The organism is Clostridioides sp. ES-S-0049-02 (assembly GCF_020658465.1).
In the GTDB taxonomy this organism is placed as follows: domain Bacteria; phylum Bacillota; class Clostridia; order Peptostreptococcales; family Peptostreptococcaceae; genus Clostridioides.
In genome coordinates this window covers 113,684-135,390 of the sequence record NZ_JACVWG010000008.1, presented here as the reverse complement: position 1 = coordinate 135,390, position 21,707 = coordinate 113,684, and the positions used below count along the sequence as shown (strand labels likewise).

General features: G+C 28.6%; 17 protein-coding genes and 1 riboswitch. Of the genes, 6 read left to right on the top strand and 11 right to left on the bottom strand.

Annotated features, from left to right (window positions below; translation table 11 throughout):
* The 8 genes from IC213_RS15625 to IC213_RS21380 all read right to left on the bottom strand — a co-directional run.
* Positions 1 to 2,904 (bottom strand): cell wall-binding repeat-containing protein (locus IC213_RS15625; RefSeq protein WP_227863254.1); only part of this gene is annotated, 2,904 nt, incomplete at its 3' end.
* 472 nt (positions 2,905 to 3,376) lie between these two features.
* Positions 3,377 to 4,762, bottom strand: a complete 1,386-nt coding sequence (locus tag IC213_RS15620) for a sensor histidine kinase (RefSeq protein WP_227836367.1) — start codon at positions 4,760 to 4,762, stop codon at positions 3,377 to 3,379.
* On the bottom strand, positions 4,755 to 5,402 hold the full coding sequence (locus IC213_RS15615) for a response regulator transcription factor (protein WP_227483339.1): 648 nt from the start codon (positions 5,400 to 5,402) through the stop codon (positions 4,755 to 4,757). Before IC213_RS15615 ends, IC213_RS15620 begins: the two co-directional genes overlap by 8 nt.
* Before the next feature lie 474 nt (positions 5,403 to 5,876).
* A complete protein-coding gene (locus IC213_RS15610; protein ID WP_227435256.1) occupies positions 5,877 to 6,716 on the bottom strand; it encodes a PTS system mannose/fructose/sorbose family transporter subunit IID in 840 nt (279 codons plus the stop codon).
* A gap of 24 nt (positions 6,717 to 6,740) precedes the next feature.
* Entirely contained in the window at positions 6,741 to 7,499 is a 759-nt protein-coding gene (locus IC213_RS15605) for a PTS mannose/fructose/sorbose/N-acetylgalactosamine transporter subunit IIC (protein WP_227435258.1), read from the bottom strand.
* A gap of 43 nt (positions 7,500 to 7,542) precedes the next feature.
* Positions 7,543 to 8,016, bottom strand: coding sequence for a PTS system mannose/fructose/N-acetylgalactosamine-transporter subunit IIB (locus IC213_RS15600; protein WP_227825138.1), 474 nt, complete (start codon positions 8,014 to 8,016; stop codon positions 7,543 to 7,545).
* A 28-nt stretch (positions 8,017 to 8,044) separates the two neighbouring features.
* Positions 8,045 to 8,461, bottom strand: coding sequence for a PTS sugar transporter subunit IIA (locus IC213_RS15595; RefSeq protein ID WP_413926642.1), 417 nt, complete (start codon positions 8,459 to 8,461; stop codon positions 8,045 to 8,047).
* 54 nt (positions 8,462 to 8,515) lie between these two features.
* Positions 8,516 to 9,568, bottom strand: coding sequence for a galactitol-1-phosphate 5-dehydrogenase (locus IC213_RS21380; protein WP_227483342.1), 1,053 nt, complete (start codon positions 9,566 to 9,568; stop codon positions 8,516 to 8,518).
* A gap of 397 nt (positions 9,569 to 9,965) precedes the next feature.
* Between IC213_RS21380 and IC213_RS15585 the strand changes: the two genes are divergently transcribed.
* Positions 9,966 to 10,646 (top strand): phosphoribosylaminoimidazolesuccinocarboxamide synthase, encoded by a 681-nt coding sequence (locus IC213_RS15585; RefSeq protein ID WP_227435267.1) that lies wholly within the window; start codon positions 9,966 to 9,968, stop codon positions 10,644 to 10,646.
* A gap of 270 nt (positions 10,647 to 10,916) precedes the next feature.
* Here IC213_RS15585 and sugE read toward each other — a convergent pair whose 3' ends face one another.
* Positions 10,917 to 11,237, bottom strand: a complete 321-nt coding sequence (sugE, locus tag IC213_RS15580; protein WP_227435269.1) for a quaternary ammonium compound efflux SMR transporter SugE — start codon at positions 11,235 to 11,237, stop codon at positions 10,917 to 10,919.
* A 72-nt stretch (positions 11,238 to 11,309) separates the two neighbouring features.
* Positions 11,310 to 11,415, bottom strand: a riboswitch (guanidine-I (ykkC/yxkD leader).
* 217 nt (positions 11,416 to 11,632) lie between these two features.
* Here sugE and IC213_RS15575 point away from each other — a divergent pair.
* The gene (locus tag IC213_RS15575) at positions 11,633 to 12,460 is read left to right on the top strand and encodes a carbon-nitrogen hydrolase family protein (RefSeq protein WP_227435271.1); all 828 of its coding nucleotides are present in this window, start codon (positions 11,633 to 11,635) and stop codon (positions 12,458 to 12,460) included.
* Between the two features lie 111 nt (positions 12,461 to 12,571).
* Here IC213_RS15575 and IC213_RS15570 read toward each other — a convergent pair whose 3' ends face one another.
* Positions 12,572 to 13,354, bottom strand: a complete 783-nt coding sequence (locus IC213_RS15570; RefSeq protein WP_227483343.1) for an EFR1 family ferrodoxin — start codon at positions 13,352 to 13,354, stop codon at positions 12,572 to 12,574.
* Positions 13,355 to 13,617: 263 nt separating this feature from the next.
* Between IC213_RS15570 and IC213_RS15565 the strand changes: the two genes are divergently transcribed.
* Positions 13,618 to 14,292 (top strand): response regulator transcription factor, encoded by a 675-nt coding sequence (locus IC213_RS15565; protein WP_227863253.1) that lies wholly within the window; start codon positions 13,618 to 13,620, stop codon positions 14,290 to 14,292.
* Positions 14,280 to 15,440 (top strand): sensor histidine kinase, encoded by a 1,161-nt coding sequence (locus IC213_RS15560; RefSeq protein ID WP_227483345.1) that lies wholly within the window; start codon positions 14,280 to 14,282, stop codon positions 15,438 to 15,440. The genes IC213_RS15565 and IC213_RS15560 overlap by 13 nt, the downstream gene beginning before the upstream one ends.
* A gap of 363 nt (positions 15,441 to 15,803) precedes the next feature.
* Here IC213_RS15560 and IC213_RS15555 read toward each other — a convergent pair whose 3' ends face one another.
* On the bottom strand, positions 15,804 to 17,792 hold the full coding sequence (locus IC213_RS15555) for a sensor domain-containing diguanylate cyclase (RefSeq protein WP_227846190.1): 1,989 nt from the start codon (positions 17,790 to 17,792) through the stop codon (positions 15,804 to 15,806).
* A gap of 593 nt (positions 17,793 to 18,385) precedes the next feature.
* Here IC213_RS15555 and IC213_RS15550 point away from each other — a divergent pair.
* A complete protein-coding gene (locus tag IC213_RS15550) occupies positions 18,386 to 19,054 on the top strand; it encodes an ABC transporter ATP-binding protein (protein ID WP_227483347.1) in 669 nt (222 codons plus the stop codon).
* 2 nt (positions 19,055 to 19,056) lie between these two features.
* Entirely contained in the window at positions 19,057 to 21,531 is a 2,475-nt protein-coding gene (locus tag IC213_RS15545; RefSeq protein WP_227863252.1) for an FtsX-like permease family protein, read from the top strand.
* Positions 21,532 to 21,707: the final 176 nt, after the last annotated feature.

Sequence of the window (21,707 nt, the reverse complement as noted above, 5' to 3'; positions counted from 1 at the left end):
AGTTAATCCTGTTATCTTTTTGTCTCCTGCTGTTGCTCCAGCTACTGAACCTGATTCTATTATTACCTCAGTCGCTGCTGGTGCTACATATTCTTCTACTTTATATGTTTTTCCATTTTCTAACCCTGTTATTTCTGTTCCTGTTATTGCTGCTTTATCTGCTTCTTCTCCTAATGTTCCATCTGCTTTAGTATATTTTTCATTTCCATCTACTGTTACTTTATATATTTTACCTGTAGTTAATCCTGTTATCTTTTTGTCTCCTGCTGTTGCTCCAGCTACTGAACCTGATTCTATTATTACCTCAGTCGCTGCTGGTGCTACATATTCTTCTACTTTATATGTTTTTCCATTTTCTAACCCTGTTATTTCTGTTCCTGTTATTGCTGCTTTATCTGCTTCTTCTCCTAATGTTCCATCTGCTTTAGTATATTTTTCATTTCCATCTACTGTTACTTTATATATTTTACCTGTAGTTAATCCTGTTATCTTTTTGTCTCCTGCTGTTGCTCCAGCTACTGAACCTGATCCTATTATTACCTCAGTCGCTGCTGGTGCTACATATTCTTCTACTTTATATGTTTTTCCATTTTCTAATCCTGTTATTGATGTTCCTGTTATTGCTGCTTTATCTGCTTCTTCTCCTAATGTTCCATCTGCTTTAGTATATTTTACATTTCCATCCATTGTTACTTTATAGATTTTTCCACTAGTTAATCCTGTTATTTCTTTATCTCCTGCTGTTGCTCCTGCCACTGAACCTGAGCCTATTATTACTTCTGTTGATTTAGCTGGTACCAACACATCTATTTCTTTAGTATCTGCTGTTTTTCCACTTGATGTTTGTGTTACTGTGAATACTAATTTTACTGTTTCATCTGCATCTGGTGGCACTATTGTTCCATTTGTATCTATAACTGCCTCTTTATCTGAAGTCTTTATTGCTATAGTATATCCTGTTGATACTGATGGCATTGTTAATTTAGTTGCATCTTTTGCTGGTGCAGTTACACTTGTTATTTTTGCTGCCTCTTTATTTACTGCTGCTTGTAATTCTTCATCTGTTGATTTAGCTGGTACTACTACCTCTATTTCTTTAGTATCTGCTGTTTTTCCACTTGATGTATGTGTTACTGTAAATACTAGTTTCACTGTTGTTGCTGTATTTTGTGGTACTATTGTTCCATCTTTTTTTATAACATTCTCGCTACTTGATGATTTTATTGCTATAGTATATCCACTTGATACTGATGGCATTGTTAATTTAGTTGCATCTTTTGCTGGTGCAGTTACACTTGTTATTTTTGCTGCCTCTTTATTTACTGCTGTTTGGTTTTGGTTAGAAGAACTTCCTCCACTACTACTTCCTCCATGTGAACCTCCTCCACTTGAAGAACTTCCTCCTGATGAGTTAGAACCTGGATTATTTCCACTTATAGATGGAGAATTATCTCCCTTAACAGTACTTATTGTACCCTTATTATCTATAGTAGTACCTTTAGAATTATTTGTAACTGTAGTTATCTTACCACCATTAGTTACTTTTACTTGACTTGCTCCAGATGCTACTGTTAAACTACCAATCTCACCTTTTGAATTATTTTCTATCTTAGCTCCATTTTTATCATTAACTTTTAAATTAGTTATTTTTCCATAGTTAACGAAAGTTCCGTCTTTAACATCATCTATAACTACATCATCTACTTTTGCATAGTTGTTTACATCCCCATTAGGCATGTTGATAGTTACAGCCTTTGTATATGTACCATTTAAATTCACTGTTACTGCTTTGTCAGTTTGTATTGTAAATGCTTCTTTAACTTCACTAGTTGGTTTAAAGTTTATAACATCATTAGCAGTTGCTTTATCTACAGCTGACTTTAATTCAGCAATTGTTTTAGCTTCAGATGTACTTACTTCTTGTAATGATTTAATTTCATTAAATGCTGTTTCATTACCATTTCCACCAACCTTAGTTATTTTATCAAAACTCTTAGAGTTAACTAAAGTTTTTTGTGAAGCTGATAGATTTTTTCCAACTAAAACTACTGGTGATTGATTTTTAGCACCTAATACACCTACTGCTAAAGCATCTATAAGTTGGTCTTGTTTAGCCATACCGTCTTTAGTTACATATGCATTTTTTAAATCTGTCTTTTTATAGAATTCTTTTACTACTTTTGCATTTGTATCATTTCTATCTGTTCCACCTAATCTTGTACTATTTGGTAGTTTATTTTTTACAGCTTCAGAAACTGAACTTTCCCCACCTATTACATAAGATTGAGTTATTCCTGCATCTTTTATAAATTTATCTGCAACTGCTGTTCCATTTTTAGAGTCAGCAAGTATTACTGGCATATTATTTTGCGCAGCTGGAGCACCCACACTTACTGCATCTGCAAGCCCTTTTTCACCATTAACTACAGCTATTTTTTTAACATCACTTACTGCATCTAATCTCTTTGCCAACTCTAAAGATGTTTGGTATCTCTCTGCACCAGATATTCTTTCAAAAGATATTTTTAAATCTTTTATTTGTTTTTCTATATTTGCACTTAGTACAGAAGTCCCACCTATTAGATATACTTTCTTAGCTTTTAGTCTTTGTAACTCTGCTTTTGTCTTATCATTTAATTTATCTTTACCTGTTAAAAGTATAGGAGCATTTTTTGCCTTTGCAAATGGTGTTGCGGATAGAGCATCTGCTATAGATGAATCATTTACTATTACTACCTCATCAGCATTTTTCCATCCATCTTGGCTTATTTTTACAGCAGTTTCATATCTCTCTTGTCCTGTTAAATTTGTTGCTACTGTTTGTGCACTAGCTATACCTGCTGTAGAACTTCCAGCTATCATAGTAACTGTAAGCATAGCAGCAATCTTCTTTGGTATTTTCATTATATTTCCCCCTTGTCCATTAGTAGTACCTAATTGTTTCGTTTTGTTCCCGTTTTAATTCTAAGGGATACTTAAAGACTAATTTTAAAGAGGTTTTCTAACTATAATGATTTTATAATTAATATATAATTTATTTATTATTTTCTTATATTATAGTTATTATAAAGGAATGCGTAGATTTTCTAATTGATTGAAAAATTAGTAAATTTTAATTTTAAGGTGAGTTTGATTTTTATGTTAATGAATTGTTGTAAAATAGTAGGTTTTATGTAAAAAAAAGTAGCTCTTAGAATTAAAAGTGCTACTTGTTTTATAAATAAATTTCATTATTTATGCTTATTATGATTATATATTAAATAACCAATTTTATCCATATGAAAAACAAATTAATTTGATATTTTTTAAATTATTTTTTATATTTATATTTTATTTTGTTGTATTTTTACGAGACAATATAAAAATAGTATAAAGCTTATATAAAGATAATATAAAATTCTATCTTTCCATCACAAATTTCAACCTTATATCTAAAATTATTTTCTTCAAGTATAGTCTTAACTATTGTAAGACCAAGACCAGTACCTGAAAGTTCTTTACTTCTTGACTTCTCTAAGACATAAAAAGGCTTCCATATATCATCAATATCATCTTCTCTATCATAATCTATTCCATTTTTTATAGATAAAATAATCTTATCCTTATCTCTAAAAAGATTAATCTCTATCTCATTATCACTAGTATACTTTATTGCATTACTAATCAAATTATTAAGTACCATGTCTATACTATCTTTATCAGAATTTATTATAAGATTTTTATCTTCTATATCGCATTTAACACTTATATTATCCTTAGATATCAATAATTCATAATTTTTTAAATTCTTAAGCAATCTTTCCTTTAAATCTACTTCACACAAACTAACTTCTTTTTTCTCATATTTAGCCCAATATAAAAGAGTATTTATTGTATTAGACATATTTTCTGCCTGTTCAATTATTGTATCTGTATAAGTACCATCATCCAAACCATCTTTCATACCTATAGCATATGCTTTTATAAGTGCTATTGGAGTTTTCATTTCATGAGATGCATCAGATATAAAAGATTTTAAATTTTCATTTCTTTTATTTAATTCATTGTGTGCCTTTTCAAGCTTCACACTCATTATATTTATGCTATAAGCTAACTCCTCTATTTCATCATTCGTTTTTATAGCCTCAGTTCTAAAATTTAACTCAGATATATCCTTCGATAAAAGCTTTAACTTTTCCATAGGTCTTATAATTCTGTTTGACAGTATAAATGTAAGTATAGTTATTATAATTACTGAAAATATCCCCATTATTATATTAAATCTATTTACTATACCAATTGTTTCTTCTGAATGTTCTATTGGTATAGATATAGCAAATAAATAATTATCCTTTTTCATAAACTTTACTAGTAGACTATATTTGGTTTTTCCCTGATTATATATTTTATTAATACTTTTATTGTCAATATCTTTTAAAACACTTCCTTCAATCCAAAATTTATTTAAGCTCAAACCTTTATTCCAAAAAGCGTCTAGCAAATCTTGATTTATTTTATCTATACTATTTTTATTTTTGTAATTTTTATCTAATGTTACATATACAATGGCTGTATTACTTTTTTCTTCAATTAATTCAATATTTGACTTTAATTTATTCATATCCTTATGTTTTATTTCATTTTCAATGTTGTTCAATACATTTCTTTTTTCATGTAAATAATACCTATGAATAAACATACTATTTATAGCTATAGATATTATATAAACAACTACAACTACTATTGATATACTTATAGATAACTTCTTATTTAGTTTAGTCATCAAAATCCTCCAGACTATACCCTAATCCTCTGTAAGTTTTTATTATATCTTCTCCTACTTTTGTTCTCAGTCTTCTTATATGAGTATCTACTGTTCTAAAATCTCCATCATAATCCAATCCCCAGACTAAATCTAAAAGTCTTTCTCTAGATAAAACTATTCCTTTATTATTTACTAAGCAATGCATTAATTCCAATTCTTTTTTAGTCAATAGTAGTTCATCATTACCTTTAAAAACTTTATTTGACTCAAAATCTATTTTTAAATCTCTTATATTAATTGTATCTTTATAATTTACCAATTTCTTAGCCCTTATTATTAAGACTCTAGGGTCAAATGGCTTTTTAACATATTCATCTGCTCCTATATTGAGTGCCTCGATTTCATCTTCGCTTTGACTTTTAGCTGTCAACATAAGTACCTTTGTGTTACTATTTTCCTTTATCTCTTTACAAACCTCTATTCCATCAATTACTGGCATCATCCAATCCAGTATTGCTAAATCTATTTTATTTTCATAAAAAACATCTAAAGCCTCTTCCCCATTTTTTGCAGTAAATACATTGAAGCCTTCTTTTTTAAAATAAGCACAAAGTATCTTAATCATACTCACTTCATCATCAGCAATTAATACATTCATATATTCACATCCCTAAATTTATTATATTTCATATTATATCCATTGTTTCAATTATATAAAATATATGTTACAGGAAGTTTACAATTATTACTAAATACCAACATAAAATAGAGTACAGATAAGATTTAATACTAAATCTATAAATTTAAACACATAATTAACTCTGCAAAATTTTAAAATATAATTGTTACTCTCTAAATATTAATATAGAGCAGAAACTTACAAAATAACTCTTCTATATAAAATTAATATTTTTATCCCATCCCATAAGATTTTATACATAAATAAAAAAGGTATCTCACCTATGATTTAAAAATCATTTTGAGATACCTTTTACAAAATTATATATTCTACACGACTTATCTAAGCTTAAATCTTAATCTATTAATAATCTAATTTACCCTAATTACTATTGTATTTTATAGATATAGCCAATTTATCTAAAATCCTCATCAATACATCATATGCATTTATTTAAAATAATCCTAATATACCTGTAATAGCACCTACCACTATCAATATACCCATTATTTTTATCGGAGAAAGACCTTTCTTTAAAGCAAAGAGTACCAATAAAGTAAGTACCAAAGGAATTAACCCTGGAAATATCTTATCAAGTAAATCTGTCTGAAGACTAAATTTAAAATCTCCACTAGTATAACTTATTGGTGTAGATAAATTAATAAATCTACCTACTAGTCCGCCCATAACTAAAGTCCCTAGTATCGAAGCACCTTCTATAACTTTATTTACTATTCCACCCTGAAGTATACTTTCAACAGCTTTTTTACCATACTTGTATCCATTTGTCCACATTCCAAATGAAATTGAGGTCATTATTATATATTGAGCCAATACAAATAATATCGGTCCTGCAATTGATGCTCCTCCCTCAGTTAAACCAATACAAACAGCTAATACTATAGGTGTTATAACTCCTTGAGTTAAAGTATCTCCAATGCCTGCCAATGGTCCCATTAAACCTGTCTTTATGGCATTCATACCATCACCACTTATTTCATCTGCACCATTAGCTTTTTCTTCTTCCATAGCTATTGTTATTCCATGTATAACACATCCACATATAGGCTCTGTATTAAAAAATGCCAAGTGAGTTTCTACTTCTTGCTTTAACTCTTCTTTATCTGGATATAACTTCTTAAGTACTGGTAACATTGAATGTGAAAATGCTGTTGATTGTAATCTTTCATAATTGTAGTTGGATTGTGCAAAGAAAAACCATCTTAGCCATGACTTTATCACATCTTTTTTGCTTAACGTTTTCTTAGCTACTTCACTTTTTGTATCTGACATAATTTTTTCCCCTTTCTTATATATTTAAGATGTCGCACCATCTTTTCCATACTTAATTGAAGTAATTGTAAGAGCAAGTATTACTCCAATAACAGATATTACTATTATATCTACTTTAAAATAAACAGCCATTAATATACCTAATATGAAAAATGGCATAGTAAACTTATTTCCAATTAATTTTAAGTTCATAGCAATTCCTAACGCTGGTAACATAGCTCCAATTACATTGAATACATGTAACACATTATCATTCATTACTTCTAACATTCCATCTATTGCATTTGGTCCAAAATAAACAACTAATAATGCTGGTATAAAACTCATTACAAACAATAGTATCTGAGGTGGAACTATATTTATAAATGCTACTTTATCTATATTTCCTTTTTGAACCTCTCTATCTGCCCAGTGTGCAAAAAAAGAATTGACTGTCATTTTACCTATCCAAAGTACAGTTGCAACAGTACCTAATGGAACAGCTATTGCCATTGCAGTACTTACATCCAAATTAGATGCTATAGCTAAAGCAGTCCCCACATATCCTGCAAAAGCTGGGTCTCCCATTTGAGCCCCTCCTGCTGATATGAATCCTAAATATATCATATTTATACCTGCACCTATAATTGCTCCTTGAACTGGGTCTCCTAGTATAATTCCTGTTACAAATCCAGCTAATAAAGGTCTATTCCATGTAAAAAATCCAACATAAGTTAGCCATGGACTCCAAGAAAGATAATAAAAAATTGCTATTAAAACTGCTTGAATTAGTGAAATTTGCATGTTCTTCCTCCTTATTTAATTTTAAATATTTACAAAATAGGTCTTACAACAATGTTCCTACATCAATTTTCTTTGCATCTGGAACTATTTGTATAAAACACTTAACATTCTTTGATATTAATTCCCTAAATATTTCTTTCTCTTCATCTGATACTGATATATTCTTATAAAAACTTTTTCTTCCAAGACCAGCACCCATACCCCCAACATTTAATTCTTTTAAAGCTACTCCATTATTTACTAGACCTAAAACAGTTTTAGGATATTTAACTAATACTATTAAATTTTCATCTCCATCATATGATTTTAAAACTTCAGCACCTGATTCTATATCATGCACTTCAACCTTAACAGTTGAAGGTGCTGCCATTTGTAATACTTGAACTATAAAAGGGTCTTTTACAACTAAATCATCTACTATTACTATCCTCTTTGCTGATGTAATCTTACACCAAGCAGTTATAACTTGCCCATGTATTAATCTATCATCAATTCTTGTTAATGCTATATTGCTCATAATAATTCCTCCAAAATTTTAATTTATTTTATATATTTAAAGCTGCTTTTACATCTTTAATTCCTGAAACTCCAACTTCTTCACATAAATTTTTTAAATCTTTTAACTTCATAGTATCTCTGTTTAAAAACAGCTCTAAAAGCATAGGCAAATTTACACCTGTTAAACATTCTAATTCACATTCCTTAGCAAATTTATTTATTATAACAGCAGATGTATTGAAAGGAGTTCCTCCATAAAAATCAAGTAATACTAAAATACCTTCATCTTTATATTTTTCAATTCCATTTTCTAATTTTCTACTAAACTCATCTATACTGTCACCATGGTTTAATCCTAAAGTTTCTACTTTTTCTTGTTTCCCTACTATTAATTCAGCACTTTCTAACATTGCTTTAGCCATATTCCCATGTGCAGCTATAATTATTCCTGCCATATGAATCATACCTCTCTTAACTTTTTTATATACATTATAAATTACTATCTTTATTGCTCTACCTTAATTAGCCACATTAATCATTATCTTACCAAAGAAAATGTCTCTTTTGTATATTTTTTCAAAATAATCTGGCACTTCATCTAAGTTTATTCTGTGTGTCACCAATTTCTCAACATTCATGTCACCTTTTTGCATATGATACAAGCCAGCACTCCATTCTTTTCCTGGAAATGGAAATGAATTTCCAAACCAAGTTCCTTTCACAGTTAGCTCACTTCTCACTATCTTCTCAAATTGTTCTCTGCTTAAAGCTACATCTCCATATGGTACTCCTGCATACAGTACTGTCCCACCTTTTTTGGCTAATAATAATACCTGACCACATGTCATTGGAGTTCCTGCTGATTCAATGACAATGTCTGCTCCAGCTCCATTAGTTAATTTTTTTATCTCTTCTACAATATTTTTTTCTTTTGCATTTATACAAATATCTGCTCCTAATTCCTTCGCTAATTCTAATTTCTCATCAAATACATCTATAGCCACTATTTTTGTAGAACCAAATATTTTTGCCCATTGTATTGAAAATAAGCCTATTGGTCCTGTTCCAAGTACTACAACAGTATCCCCTACCTTAGTTTCTGACCTAAAAAGCCCATGCCCTGCTATACACACTGGTTCTAAAGCAGCAGCCGTTTCATAACTTATTTCTTCTGGTATTTTTATCAAATTTCTTTCCTTTACCTTTGTATATTCAGCAAAACATCCTCCAAGCTCTTTATTGCCTATTATTGCTACATTATTACATCTTGAATACAACCCTTTTTTACATTCATCACATTCAAAACATGGCATAGCTGGACAAACAGCAACTCTATCTCCTATTTTAAAATCTTTTACTTCTATACCAACTTCTGCTACTTCTCCTGAAAATTCATGTCCTAAGATTTCTCCCACCATATGAGGGCCTGTCTTTGAGTATTTTGATATATCAGAGCCACATATACCAGCAACTTTTACTTTAACTATTACATCATCTTTTTCTAATATTTTAGGTATATCTGCATTCTCTACTCTTGTATCTCTTACACCATAGAACTTAACTGACTTCACATTAACCACCTCTATTGTTTATTTTATTTAGATATATACTCATCTTTTTTATGTAAAATATATAGAGCAATTTTTATGCCAACATTTGTAAATATAGTTTTCATGCCATTTATCACACTGTTATTATATGTGTGTCAAAGTGTGTCAAAAAATTTTCCTACAAAAACTTATGTGTGTTAATACAAATGACACTCACTTTCTTTCTGAGTACTTTTCTAAAATTTTTCATAAAATGTACTTTTTTTATTATTTTTATAAAAATGTTCGGAAAAATTCTCTATTTTTGTGATATAATATTAAATATAAGGCATCAATATAGATTTTTATACGAATACCAGAACTTTTTTGACACTAATGCCTTATTCAATATAATAATTTAATATTTTGGAGGTTGTTTATGAAAAAAGTGTATCAAGGAAAGACTAAAGATGTTTTTGAATTAGATAATGGAAATTTCTTACTTAAATTTAAGGATGATGTAACTGGCAAAGATGGTGTATTCGATCCAGGTGAAAATACTGTAGGGCTAAGCATAGATGGAATTGGTAAGGCTAATTTAGAAACATCTGTTAAGTTCTTTGAAATTCTAAACAATGCTGGAATTAAAACTCATTATGTAAGTGCTAATTTAGAAGATGCAACTATGGAAGTGTTACCAGCAAAAGTTTTTGGTAATGGATTAGAAGTTATTTGTCGTTATAGAGCTGTTGGTAGTTTCTTACGTCGTTATGGTTCATGTGTTGAAGAAGGAGCTAAGTTAGACTGTTATGTAGAAGCAACTTTAAAAGATGATGACCGTTGTGACCCACTTATAACATCTGAAGGTTTAGAAGCTTTAAATATTATGACTCAAGCTCAATTTGATTCAATGAAGAGTATGACTCAAAAAATTTCTAACATAGTTCGTGATACTATAGCTGAAAAAGGACTTGAACTTTATGATATTAAGTTTGAATTTGGATTCTACAATAATGAAGTAATATTAATAGATGAGATAGCATCTGGAAATATGCGTGTTTATAAAGATGGTGTAATAGTTGACCCTATGGATTTAACTGCTTTATTATTAGCAAAATAATTATACAGAATATATACATATAATTTTCAAATACAAATCTAATAAACTTATAAATAAAAACAAGCTATGAATCAGAAATTCTATAAAATATCAATTACTTTAAAACATTTTATAATTTCTAATTTCATAGCTTTTTTATTGTATTATTACAACATTTTATAATTTCTAACTTTATAGCATCTTTTATTCTGCTGATGCACTTAATTCCTATAAATTAGCTTCTATATTCTATAACTATCACCTCCTACTATTTATCCTAATTCATACTTATTAGTTACTCGATAATAATTTCAATCCTACAATCCCCACTACAATAAGACCTATACATAAAATTCTAGCCATATTAACTGGTTCATTTAAAAGAGCAATTCCTACAATAGCAGTTCCAACTGTACCAATTCCAGTCCATATGGCATATGACGTTCCAAGCGGAAGATGTTTAAGCGCCAATGATAAAAAATAAAAACTAACAATCATCCCAACAACAGTAAGTATACTTGGAGTCAACTTAGAAAATCCATGTGAATTTTTTAATTGAAATGCCCAAAAAACTTCAAATAGTCCTGCAATAAATAAAAATAACCATTTCATATAAATCATCCCTCTTTTCAAATAATATATCTCTTTTTTAGCAATAAAATAACCTGAGAAATATTATAAAATATCTCCCAGGTTTTTATCCTTCCGTGTTCACAACAAAATTATGTTGTGGGTTTTATCTTGGACCAGACCAATCATTAATAATTGCGGAACCCTATAAAACTCTAGTATTATTTTATTGTCTTTAAAATAATACTATCAACATAGGTAAAAAAAGTCAATATATTGATATGATATAAATTATAAGAGTATAAATTAAAATATATATCTATAGTAATTTGTACTCTTTGGTTATATAACATATTCAACTTACATATTTTGTATTTATATCTAATTTTTATTTAATATGTTATAATAACATAAAAATATCGAAAGGAGTAATTTTTATGAATTCCTACAAAATTGCAGTGTGTCAGATGATTACTACAGAAAACAAGATTGAAAATATTAATCATGCTGTAGAAATGGTAACAGAAGCTGCCAATAATGGGGCTAAAATTGTGGTTTTACCGGAAATGTTTAATTGTCCATATGAAAATAAATACTTTCCTAAATTTGCAGAAGAATATCCAGGTGAAACAACAAATACATTGAGTAAACTAGCCGAAAAACATGGTATTTATCTAATTTCTGGTAGTATTCCAGAGTTAGAAGATAGCAAAATCTATAATACTTGTTATGTATTTGATAAAAATGGAACTTTAATTGGAAAACATCGCAAAATGCACTTATTTGACATTGAAGTTACAGGAAAAGTTAGCTTTAAAGAATCTGATACTCTTACTGCTGGAAATGATGTTACTATAATAGATACTGAATATGGAAAGATGGGTATTGCTATTTGCTATGATATTCGTTTCCCTGAATTATCACGTTTAATGGCTCTTGAAGGTGCAGAAATCGTTATCTTGCCAGCAGCATTCAATATGACAACTGGACCTGCACATTGGGAATTATCTATCAGAATGCGTGCTTTAGATAATCAGATATTTTATGTTGGTGCTGCACCTGCTCGAAATAAAGATGCTTCTTACATAGCTTTTGGTAATTCAAGAATTTCAGACCCTTGGGGAAAAATTATAGCTCAGGCTGATGAAAAGGAATGCATTATCTATGCTGATATTGATAGAGATTTAATTCCTGACATAAGACAACAATTACCATTACTTAAACATAGAAGAACAGACTTATATGAACTTAATATTTTAAAATAAAAAATTATAAAACCCCCTAAATTAATTATTTAAAATATTTATGGGGTTTTTATTATGGTAATTATCCCAACTACTCTTAGTTACTAATTGATTAATAGTAGTCATTTTTTATTAAATATCTTTACTTTTCTCACTTATCATATCTTCCAACTTTATATTTGGATTATGGTATCTCTTTTTATTTTTAGTTACATCTTTCCATTGAATCGCTTGCTTAGGACACCAATGTACACATGCTAAACAATGTTCACAATTGTGTAAAAACTTCGGTCTCCCCTTTTCAACGTCTATATTATTTACAGGACATACTTTTGAACAAATACCACATTCTATACAGGTATTTTCAACTGAAAAATGGCTATCTTGACTTGCACAAGATGAAATATATTTTTTATAAAACTTCTTGTATATAAAATTTGTTTTGCCAATTTTATTACTTTTCTTATTTACAATATCTTCTGACACTTCATTAACCTTGATTTCTGCTTTTCTAAGTAAATTATCAATTTTTTTATCATCTTTTATTTTAAACTCACAAATGTAATTAGAAACCATCTGTATCCTTGAACCTAGATTTAGTCCATGACCCTTCTCTTTCAATAAAGCATCCACATCATGAAGCGCACTTCCACCTATCATGCCTCCACAAGTTACTACAGCAAAAATATATGGTTTATCACTTTTAATATTTAGATTTGATATAAATTTAGAAACAAGATTAGGTAACCCCCAAAAATATAGTGGAAATACAAATCCTATCATATCACTATTACAATCTACATCAGTTGTTTCACATATTCTAATTATATTTGCATTTATTTTATTCGATATACTCTCTGCTACACTTAGGCTATTTCCAGTTGATGTAAAATAATAAATAACTTTATCTTTCATAAAATACTCCTCCCAAGATGCCCTTTTGGAAAATTATTCATCTTTATATATTAAAATTAGAATACTCAAATAAAGACTATTAACTACATGCTTAAATTTTCCAATAATTAGACACTTGATTTATTTAGTATATAAAAATATACTAATTTTAATCATTAAAACTATTATATTTTTATGTAAATTTAATAATTTGAGAAATTCTTGAGATTTTTATACTAAAATAGAAGTTGTTTAAAAAGTTTTATTTAGAAAGGAGAATTTTTATGAACAGTAAAATACTTGTTGTAGATGACGAGGAAGGAATCACCACTTTATTAAAGGATTATTTTGAAATAAATGATTATGAAGTTTATACTGCTCAAAATGGAAAAGAAGCACTAGAAAAAATATCTAAAAATCCAGACATTATTCTACTTGATATAAACATGCCTGAAATAGATGGAATTGAAGTTTGCAGTAGAATTAGAAACTATATATCATGTCCTATCTTATTTTTAACAGCCAAAATTGAAAACAATGATAAAATTAATGGTTTTCGTGTTGGTGCTGATGATTATATTGTAAAACCTTTTGATTTAGAGGAACTTGGGGCAAGAGTCTCTGCTCACTTAAGACGCGAACAAAGAAAATCAAATCATACTAAAGTCAATTTTTATAAAGATTTAGTAATAGACTATGAAAAAAGGTCAATTTCCATTGATAATAACCAAGTTTCACTTTCAAAAAAAGAATTTGATATCGTAGAACTTCTCTCTACGAACCCTGGTCAAGTATTTGATAGAGAGAGAATTTATGATAGAATATGGGGCTATGATAAAAATGGAAATAGTGATGTTATAATGGAACATATCAGAAAAATACGAATTAAATTATCAAGATATACTCTTGATAATTACATAGAAACAGTATGGGGAGCTGGTTACAAATGGATAAAATAAAGAATATGTCATTAAAAAAATCTTTTTTCTTTCTCACTCTATCTTCATTAATTATAGCATCAGTACTTACAACGGTCTCATACATTTTACTTAATTACATATATCACTCTATACAAGACAAATATTTACAAACTCCTTTATACACAGAAACTATAACCATAGTGCAAAATAATTTAAATCAATATAGTGATTTTGATAAAGTATTGATTAATATAATTAGTACACTTCAGCTTATACTCCCACTCGTATTTTTTATAGGACTTCTATTATTGGCTGATATAATTTTTTATAAGGTAAAATTAAAGATACCTATTGAAATACTTAATAAAGGAGCAAACGAAATATCCAATAATAACTTAGATTTTTACTTAGAATATAAGAGTAATGACGAATTAGGTAATCTGTGTAGTGCCTTTGAGAAAATGAGGTTGCAACTAAATAAAAATAATATAAAAATGTGGACTATGATAGACGATAGAAAACAGCTTAATGCTGCTTTTTCTCATGATTTAAGAAATCCTCTGACTGTTCTAAAGGGATACTCAGATTATTTAATAAAATACATGCCAACAGGAAAACTTAGTGATAAAAAAATTTTATCAACTGCACAACTTATGTCTGAACATATCAACAGAATTGAATACTATGTAAATAGTATGAGTAATGCTCAACGATTAGAAGAGCTAGTTATTACAAAATCTACATCAAGTATAAATGCTTTTGTAGAAAACTTAGATAGCAATATCTCTATTCTATCAAAACAAGCTGGAAAATCTTTTAAAATTACAAATAAAGTGGATAATATAAACGTATTATTTGATGAAAATATTATTCATAGAGTTATTGAAAATATAATATCAAATGCATTTAGATATGCAAAAAATAAAATATCTATACTTATATACCTTGAGCAAGAATTCCTTACTTTCGTAATTGAAGATGATGGTGTGGGATTTAGTGAAGAATCTATAAAATCAGCATTAAAACCTTTTTATAAAGATAAGACTTTAAATAATAACAACTTAAATTTTGGTATGGGTCTTTATATATCTAAAGTATTATGTGAGAAACATGGTGGTTCTATTTTTATTGAAAACAATCCAATTGGTGGTGCCAAAATTACAACAAAGTTCTCAACAAAAGACTAGAGGTACTTTAATTTTTAATCTAGATTTTCTTGTATAAAACATAATAAACTTTGTATAAAGTATAATAAACTTTTAAGTTTTATTAAAATATACCCTATAGCCTACATTCTAATAAAAAGACGCAACCTTAAACATAAATATAATCTATCTGATTTTTTTAAATCAGATAGATTTACACAACACATTTCAAATACATAAAAATCTATTTCGCTAATTAAATTTAATTTTTATAATACAATAATAAATTTATCTGTCAATTAACTCAGTCCATTATCATTCAAATAACATACTAATGCTTCTGCTTAAATAACTTCTTTACTCTTTATGTATAAATTTATGTACAGATAAACTTGAAACTGTTTATTAAATATTTTTTTCTTTCAATCTATCTGAATCTTCTAATACATCAGTATTATGTCGATAGCGTCCTGTTGCACGATGGTTATGATAAAATTCTTTTTTATCAGCATACATGAGTTCGTCTGCAGTTTTTATAATGAATTGAATATTTTCACAATTTTCTTCCCATTTTGAACCAATGGCAGCTTTACATTCATCATTCATAAAATTATTCCTTAATTTTTGAACTTTTTCATTGAATTCATTCTCACTTATATCTATGCAAATAATTACAAATTCATCACCACCAATTCGATAGTAGGAACCTATTTCAAAGCTATTTTGAATGATTTTTGCACATGCTTTAAGCAACTCATCACCAGAATCATGTCCCAAATTATCATTGATTTCCTTGAGTCCGTTTACATCTAAATATACTACGCCAATAGAATTTTTTTCGCCCACAAGGTTATCAATATCGTGAATATAACGGTTTCTATTATAAAAAGAAGTAAGAGTGTCTAAGTAACTTAAACGATAAAGAACTTCCTCATTTTCATTTCTATGCATTGCAATCATAATAAAATAACTAAGAGTTTCAAGAAATGTAGCTGCATTTTCCGTTAAGTTTATAGAGGGGTTATCCAGTCCAATACATCCATCTAATTTTCCATTACGCTCTAATGGAACCATGACCAGACGCTTAATTTTCTGTTGTAAAAGAATCTCATATTCAAACTCCATAGTCAATTTTAAGTCTTCTATATCATGAATAACTACATTGCCTCGCTTTTGAAACACATTGAGCCACATTGCAAAATCTGACTGTGGTAAATCCTGTAGGTTATCAATTTGTGGAATTATACCTTCTTTACACCATTCTGCAATATTAGATAGATTATCACCATGAAATAAGAAAATGTAGGCACGTTCAGCTAAAAACAAATTTCCTACCTGTTCCAATACATAATTAGTAGCATCTAACGTTTCATGATTGCGATAAAGTTCTCGAATACATTCAACAAGAACATTATCTCTCTTCAAACGGCTCTCTAGTTCAATTTTTTCATTAGTTGCTTCAGTAATATCAAATGCAATTTCCATTCTTGCTGTGCGGCCTTCCCACTCCATTAATCTATCTTTTAATAAGTAGTGGCGTTTAGTGATTGGGTTTGTATGTTCCCAAGTATAATTTTCATCCTTTTTTAGAATAGAATTCTGACAGAATGAACATGGAGAATCAAATCCCTGCAATACTTTATAACACTTCAAATGCTCTTCGTCATTGATATTGAAAGTTTTCTTTCCAGCTTCATTGACAAATAGCAAATCATAGGTATCAATGTCTGATATATACATTAGTTCTGTTATTTCATTTATAGGAACAAGCAATTCTTGCAACCTTTTTGATAACTGTTCGTTTTTTAGTTTATTCTCATTTTCAACTTCAATCAATCTTCTGCGACGTTTATCTTGGCAGAAAGCAAAAACAGTACATAGCCCTGCCATCAATATAAACACTATATTAATATAAAACAATAAATTTCGAGCATCTTGAACGATTTTATCAGTATATACCTCTGCAGCCATTACCAACTGGTCCGCTAAGTTAAAGTAATCTTCACTCATCTCAAACAGTTTGTCCCCAGAACCGCCATCTCTATAACTCATGATTTCTACCTTAATATCTGACCAATCCTTTTTCATTTCTACTAATAATGATTGATACTCTTCACTTTCAAGTCTTATTAAATTAAGTTCAGCACTTCCATTAGAAAGCCCTGTTAGTATATCATCTAGATGTGCAATCAAACTATCATCCTGTACATGAGCAAGTTCTTTTTTTATCAGTCTCTGTGTAGCACCACGGATAATACCTGTATAATTGATAACACGTGCATCTCCCTCAAGGTTGTTGATAGAACGAACTGACAATATACCTGTCAAAATTAGGGCAATGCTCAAGATAAGTGGAACTGCACCTATTCGCAGTTTTGCGAATACTATCTTCATATTGTATAGTCTTCCCAATATTCTATAGTCCTCCCAATATCTGGTTTAATTTTATGTTTACAATTATTATATCACAATAATAATCCATAACAGCTTTATATTTCAAAGCTACAGTTAATTTTATTAGTAGTTATCCTCCTCCTATATCAACCACTATGAACAAATAAAAATATTAAGTAAAAATGTTCATAGCAACTCCTACTTTATTTTGGAATCTTTTTCTTTAATAGTAAATTACATCCATTTAACCCTTATACCCCTACGAATTGAATTGTACTCAACAAATACCCTTAAATCTGCCTAGTTTTAATAAATTTTCTTTAAATATTTTCTTTAAACTAATTAAACTTCTCTAAGGAAATTTCATTTTAATTTTTTATTCTTATTTCTTTATTAAATTATAATTTCTATTGAGATTCAAAATAATAGATATAGATAAGTCTATCTATCTTATTTTTTAACACAGTATTTCAAATATATTTATATCCTTTTTGTCTATAATTTACTTTTATTTATATAATTGTATAAAAGTTGAGAGAAAATTGAGTTTTATGACTTACACTCTTCTTATATAAAAAAGGAGTGTGTTTTTTATGATTATAAAAGCAAAACAACTATCAAAAATATATGGTTCTAATAACAACAAAGTTATTGCATTAAACAACATTGATTTAGAAATAAACTCAGGTGAATTTGTTTCTATCATTGGACCTTCTGGAAGTGGAAAAAGTACACTTTTACATATCTTGAGTGGATTAGATAGTCCTACATCTGGGCAGGTATTACTTGATGGGAAAGATATGTATAAATATAGTGAAAAGGAACTTTCCACTCTTAGAAGAAAATGTTTTGGATTTGTATTTCAACAGTTTAATCTACTACCAGTTTTGACAGCTTCAGAAAATATTTCAATGCCTGTATTATTAGATAAAAGACAACCTGATAAAGAATACTTAAATGAAATTTCATCATTGCTTGGAATCTCAGATAGATTGCATCATCTTCCACATGAACTCTCAGGAGGTCAGCAACAAAGAGTTGCTATTGCTAGAGCATTAATTGCAAAGCCAAATGTAATATTTGCAGATGAACCTACAGGAAACTTAGACAGCAAAAGTGGTAGTGAAGTTATGAATCTTCTTATTAAAACATCAAAACAATTTAAAAAGACTCTAGTAGTAATAACTCATGATGATAGGATTGCAAAGCTTGCTGACAGACAGCTTTCAATAATTGATGGTGTACTTATGGAGGTGAAATAGTAATGAAGAATTACCTTTCACTTTCAATAAAAGAGTTAAAAAACCAAAAACTTATGACTACATTAATTGTTATTGCAATAATAATGTCAACTATAATGACAACTGTAGTAGGTCAATCAATTGGCATACTTCAAAACTTAAGAAAAGAGCAAGCTCGCTCTTTTAATGGTGATAGACATGTATCCTTTCACCAACTCAATAAAACTCAAGTTGATAAACTAAAAAAAGATAATAGAATCTACCAAGCTGGTCTTTCAACAACACTTGGTACTAGTAAAATAAAGAATACAGGTATCTCTATACTTGTAAAAGAATACGATAAAATAGGACTTTCCAACTATCCAAAACTAATGAAACTAAAGTTTGGAAATCTTCCTAAAAATAAAAATGAGATTGCTTTAGATGAAAACACCTTACAACTTATGGGAATAAAACCAAAACTTGGTATAACTATTCCTATGGATTTAAATATCTCACTCTTAAATGATACAGAACAACCCTATGGTTATAAAACCAATTTTAAACTAAGTGGTATTTTAGAAAATGACTACACAGGCTATGCAAGTGGAATAGTAAATAGTGTTGTAGGTAAAGGTACATCAGAAAATCTATTACCTAAAAGATATGCTTTATCATCATTGGATTTTAAAATAAAGCAACAAAATAAATTTCAGGAAATTATAAATCAATTAGCCAAAAAAGTCAATATTTCTCGTAGTTCAATTCAATACAACTGGGTTTATTTAAATACATTAGGAATTAACTTTGAAGGAGATAAAAACAGTTCCAATAGTGCTAATATGTCTATAATTATAATAATATCTTTATTTGTTGCACTCTTAGTACTACTGGCCTCTGGACTTGTAATCTATAATATTTTAAAAATTTCTGTTACAAAGAAAATCAAAGAGTATGGATGTTTAAGAGCAATTGGAGCTGAACCAAGGCAACTATATAAAATTATTATCTTACAAATTTTATTTTTATGCGCTATTGCTATACCTATTGGAGCTATAATTGGAATTGTTTCTTCTGAAAGCATAACTGAGATGGTTACGAATATTTTAAATCCAGATATATTTTTAGTAAATGACAGTAAACAAATGCCTGAGATTATACAGAGAAATTCAACAGCATACTTAATTCCACTATTATTAAGTGTTAGTATTTCACTAGTATTTTCATTTGTTGCGGCTTTACCATCAGCAATATATGCTTCACATGTTTCTCCTAAAATTGCTATGGCTGGTAGCACTATCAAAATCAAAAGAAAAATTAAGATTAAACGAGAAAAACCAATCAAAAACTTCGAAAGACATCTAGCATGGCTAAATCTAAAAAGAAATAAAGGTAGAACTATAATAACTATACTATCATTATTTATGAGTATAACAGTATTTGTTGCACTGAGTGAATTTTCTAATGTATTAGATGTATCCAAATCGGTTAGTGACTTAAAAAAAGGAGATTTTTCTTTAACAAATGAAGTGCCTGGCTTTGATAAATCTACGCTAGATAAAATAGTTAACATGAAAAATATCAATCGTACCTCTTTTATCAAATACTCTGAATATAAACAAGGGGAAATAAATACAGATATTAACTTTGAAAATGGTTCTGAAATGTTAAAAGTTATTGGAGTTGATGAACAAACTCTTAAAGAATTAATACCTTCTGTAAAAGATTCTTTATTGGAGGATTTCAAAAATGGCTCTCTATGTCTTATAAAAAATCCAATTGCTATTTCTACATCAGATACAAAATTTAAGGCTACAAATCTAAAACCAAAGGATAATATTACAATTAATAAAAAACAATTAAAAGTATACAATACTGTAGATAAAATGATTAATTTGCAGGGTAATGGTTGGTTAAATGGTATTGATGTTATTGTATATGATACTGTATATGACACCCTAACAAATAAAAATAAATTCAGTCAGATAAATGTTTATGCTAAAGATAAATCAAATTTAGAAGAAATAAAATTATCTATTGAACAAATTTGCAAAAACAATCCAGGTTCTCGTTGGATATCGTATATTGAATCAGACAACCAACTTAAAGAAAGTTTCAAACAAATACAATTTTTAGCATGGACTATTATACTATTTGTAGGTTTGATTGGTACTTTAAACATTATTAACACAACTCATACAAACATTAATACTAGAATTAATGAAATTGGAGTTAAGAGAGCTATTGGTATGAGTAACAGTAGTTTATACAAAATGTTTTTATGGGAAGGTTGTTATTATGGAATCTCTGCTTCTATATTTGGTTCAATTGCAGGATATGCCAGTACTGTTATAATAAACATGGCTACTATAGAAAAAATTGATTTTACTAATATCCCAATTGTTTCGATTTCACAAGCTACACTTGTTTCTATAATTGCATGTATTATAGCCACTCTTATTCCTTTAAGGAGAATTAAAAAAATGGATATTATTGATTGTATAGATATTATAGAATGATAATAATAAATTAATATCTATAAATAAAACATAATAAATTATCTTTTTAAAACTATAATCCTATAGATTTTTTGATTATATATCTTTATGACCACAAATATTGCTATCGCCTTTATTTATGGTCTTTTTTTATGTTTTCATTTGGTGTATATTTACATATACTCTCGTATCTTGAT

Excerpts from the sequence above, each read along its gene's own strand:
- IC213_RS15555 (WP_227846190.1), bottom strand. The coding sequence starts at position 17,792 with ATGAAGATAGTATTCGCAAAACTGCGAATAGGTGCAGTTCCACTTATC.
- IC213_RS15560 (WP_227483345.1), top strand. The coding sequence starts at position 14,280 with ATGGATAAAATAAAGAATATGTCATTAAAAAAATCTTTTTTCTTTCTC.
- IC213_RS15610 (WP_227435256.1), bottom strand. The coding sequence starts at position 6,716 with ATGTCAGATACAAAAAGTGAAGTAGCTAAGAAAACGTTAAGCAAAAAA.
- IC213_RS15620 (WP_227836367.1), bottom strand. The coding sequence starts at position 4,762 with ATGACTAAACTAAATAAGAAGTTATCTATAAGTATATCAATAGTAGTT.
- IC213_RS15565 (WP_227863253.1), top strand. The coding sequence starts at position 13,618 with ATGAACAGTAAAATACTTGTTGTAGATGACGAGGAAGGAATCACCACT.
- IC213_RS15615 (WP_227483339.1), bottom strand. The coding sequence starts at position 5,402 with ATGAATGTATTAATTGCTGATGATGAAGTGAGTATGATTAAGATACTT.
- IC213_RS15595 (WP_413926642.1), bottom strand. The coding sequence starts at position 8,461 with ATGATTCATATGGCAGGAATAATTATAGCTGCACATGGGAATATGGCT.
- IC213_RS15570 (WP_227483343.1), bottom strand. The coding sequence starts at position 13,354 with ATGAAAGATAAAGTTATTTATTATTTTACATCAACTGGAAATAGCCTA.
- IC213_RS15550 (WP_227483347.1), top strand. The coding sequence starts at position 18,386 with ATGATTATAAAAGCAAAACAACTATCAAAAATATATGGTTCTAATAAC.
- IC213_RS15575 (WP_227435271.1), top strand. The coding sequence starts at position 11,633 with ATGAATTCCTACAAAATTGCAGTGTGTCAGATGATTACTACAGAAAAC.
- IC213_RS15545 (WP_227863252.1), top strand. The coding sequence starts at position 19,057 with ATGAAGAATTACCTTTCACTTTCAATAAAAGAGTTAAAAAACCAAAAA.
- IC213_RS15585 (WP_227435267.1), top strand. The coding sequence starts at position 9,966 with ATGAAAAAAGTGTATCAAGGAAAGACTAAAGATGTTTTTGAATTAGAT.
- IC213_RS15600 (WP_227825138.1), bottom strand. The coding sequence starts at position 8,016 with ATGAGCAATATAGCATTAACAAGAATTGATGATAGATTAATACATGGG.
- sugE (WP_227435269.1), bottom strand. The coding sequence starts at position 11,237 with ATGAAATGGTTATTTTTATTTATTGCAGGACTATTTGAAGTTTTTTGG.
- IC213_RS15605 (WP_227435258.1), bottom strand. The coding sequence starts at position 7,499 with ATGCAAATTTCACTAATTCAAGCAGTTTTAATAGCAATTTTTTATTAT.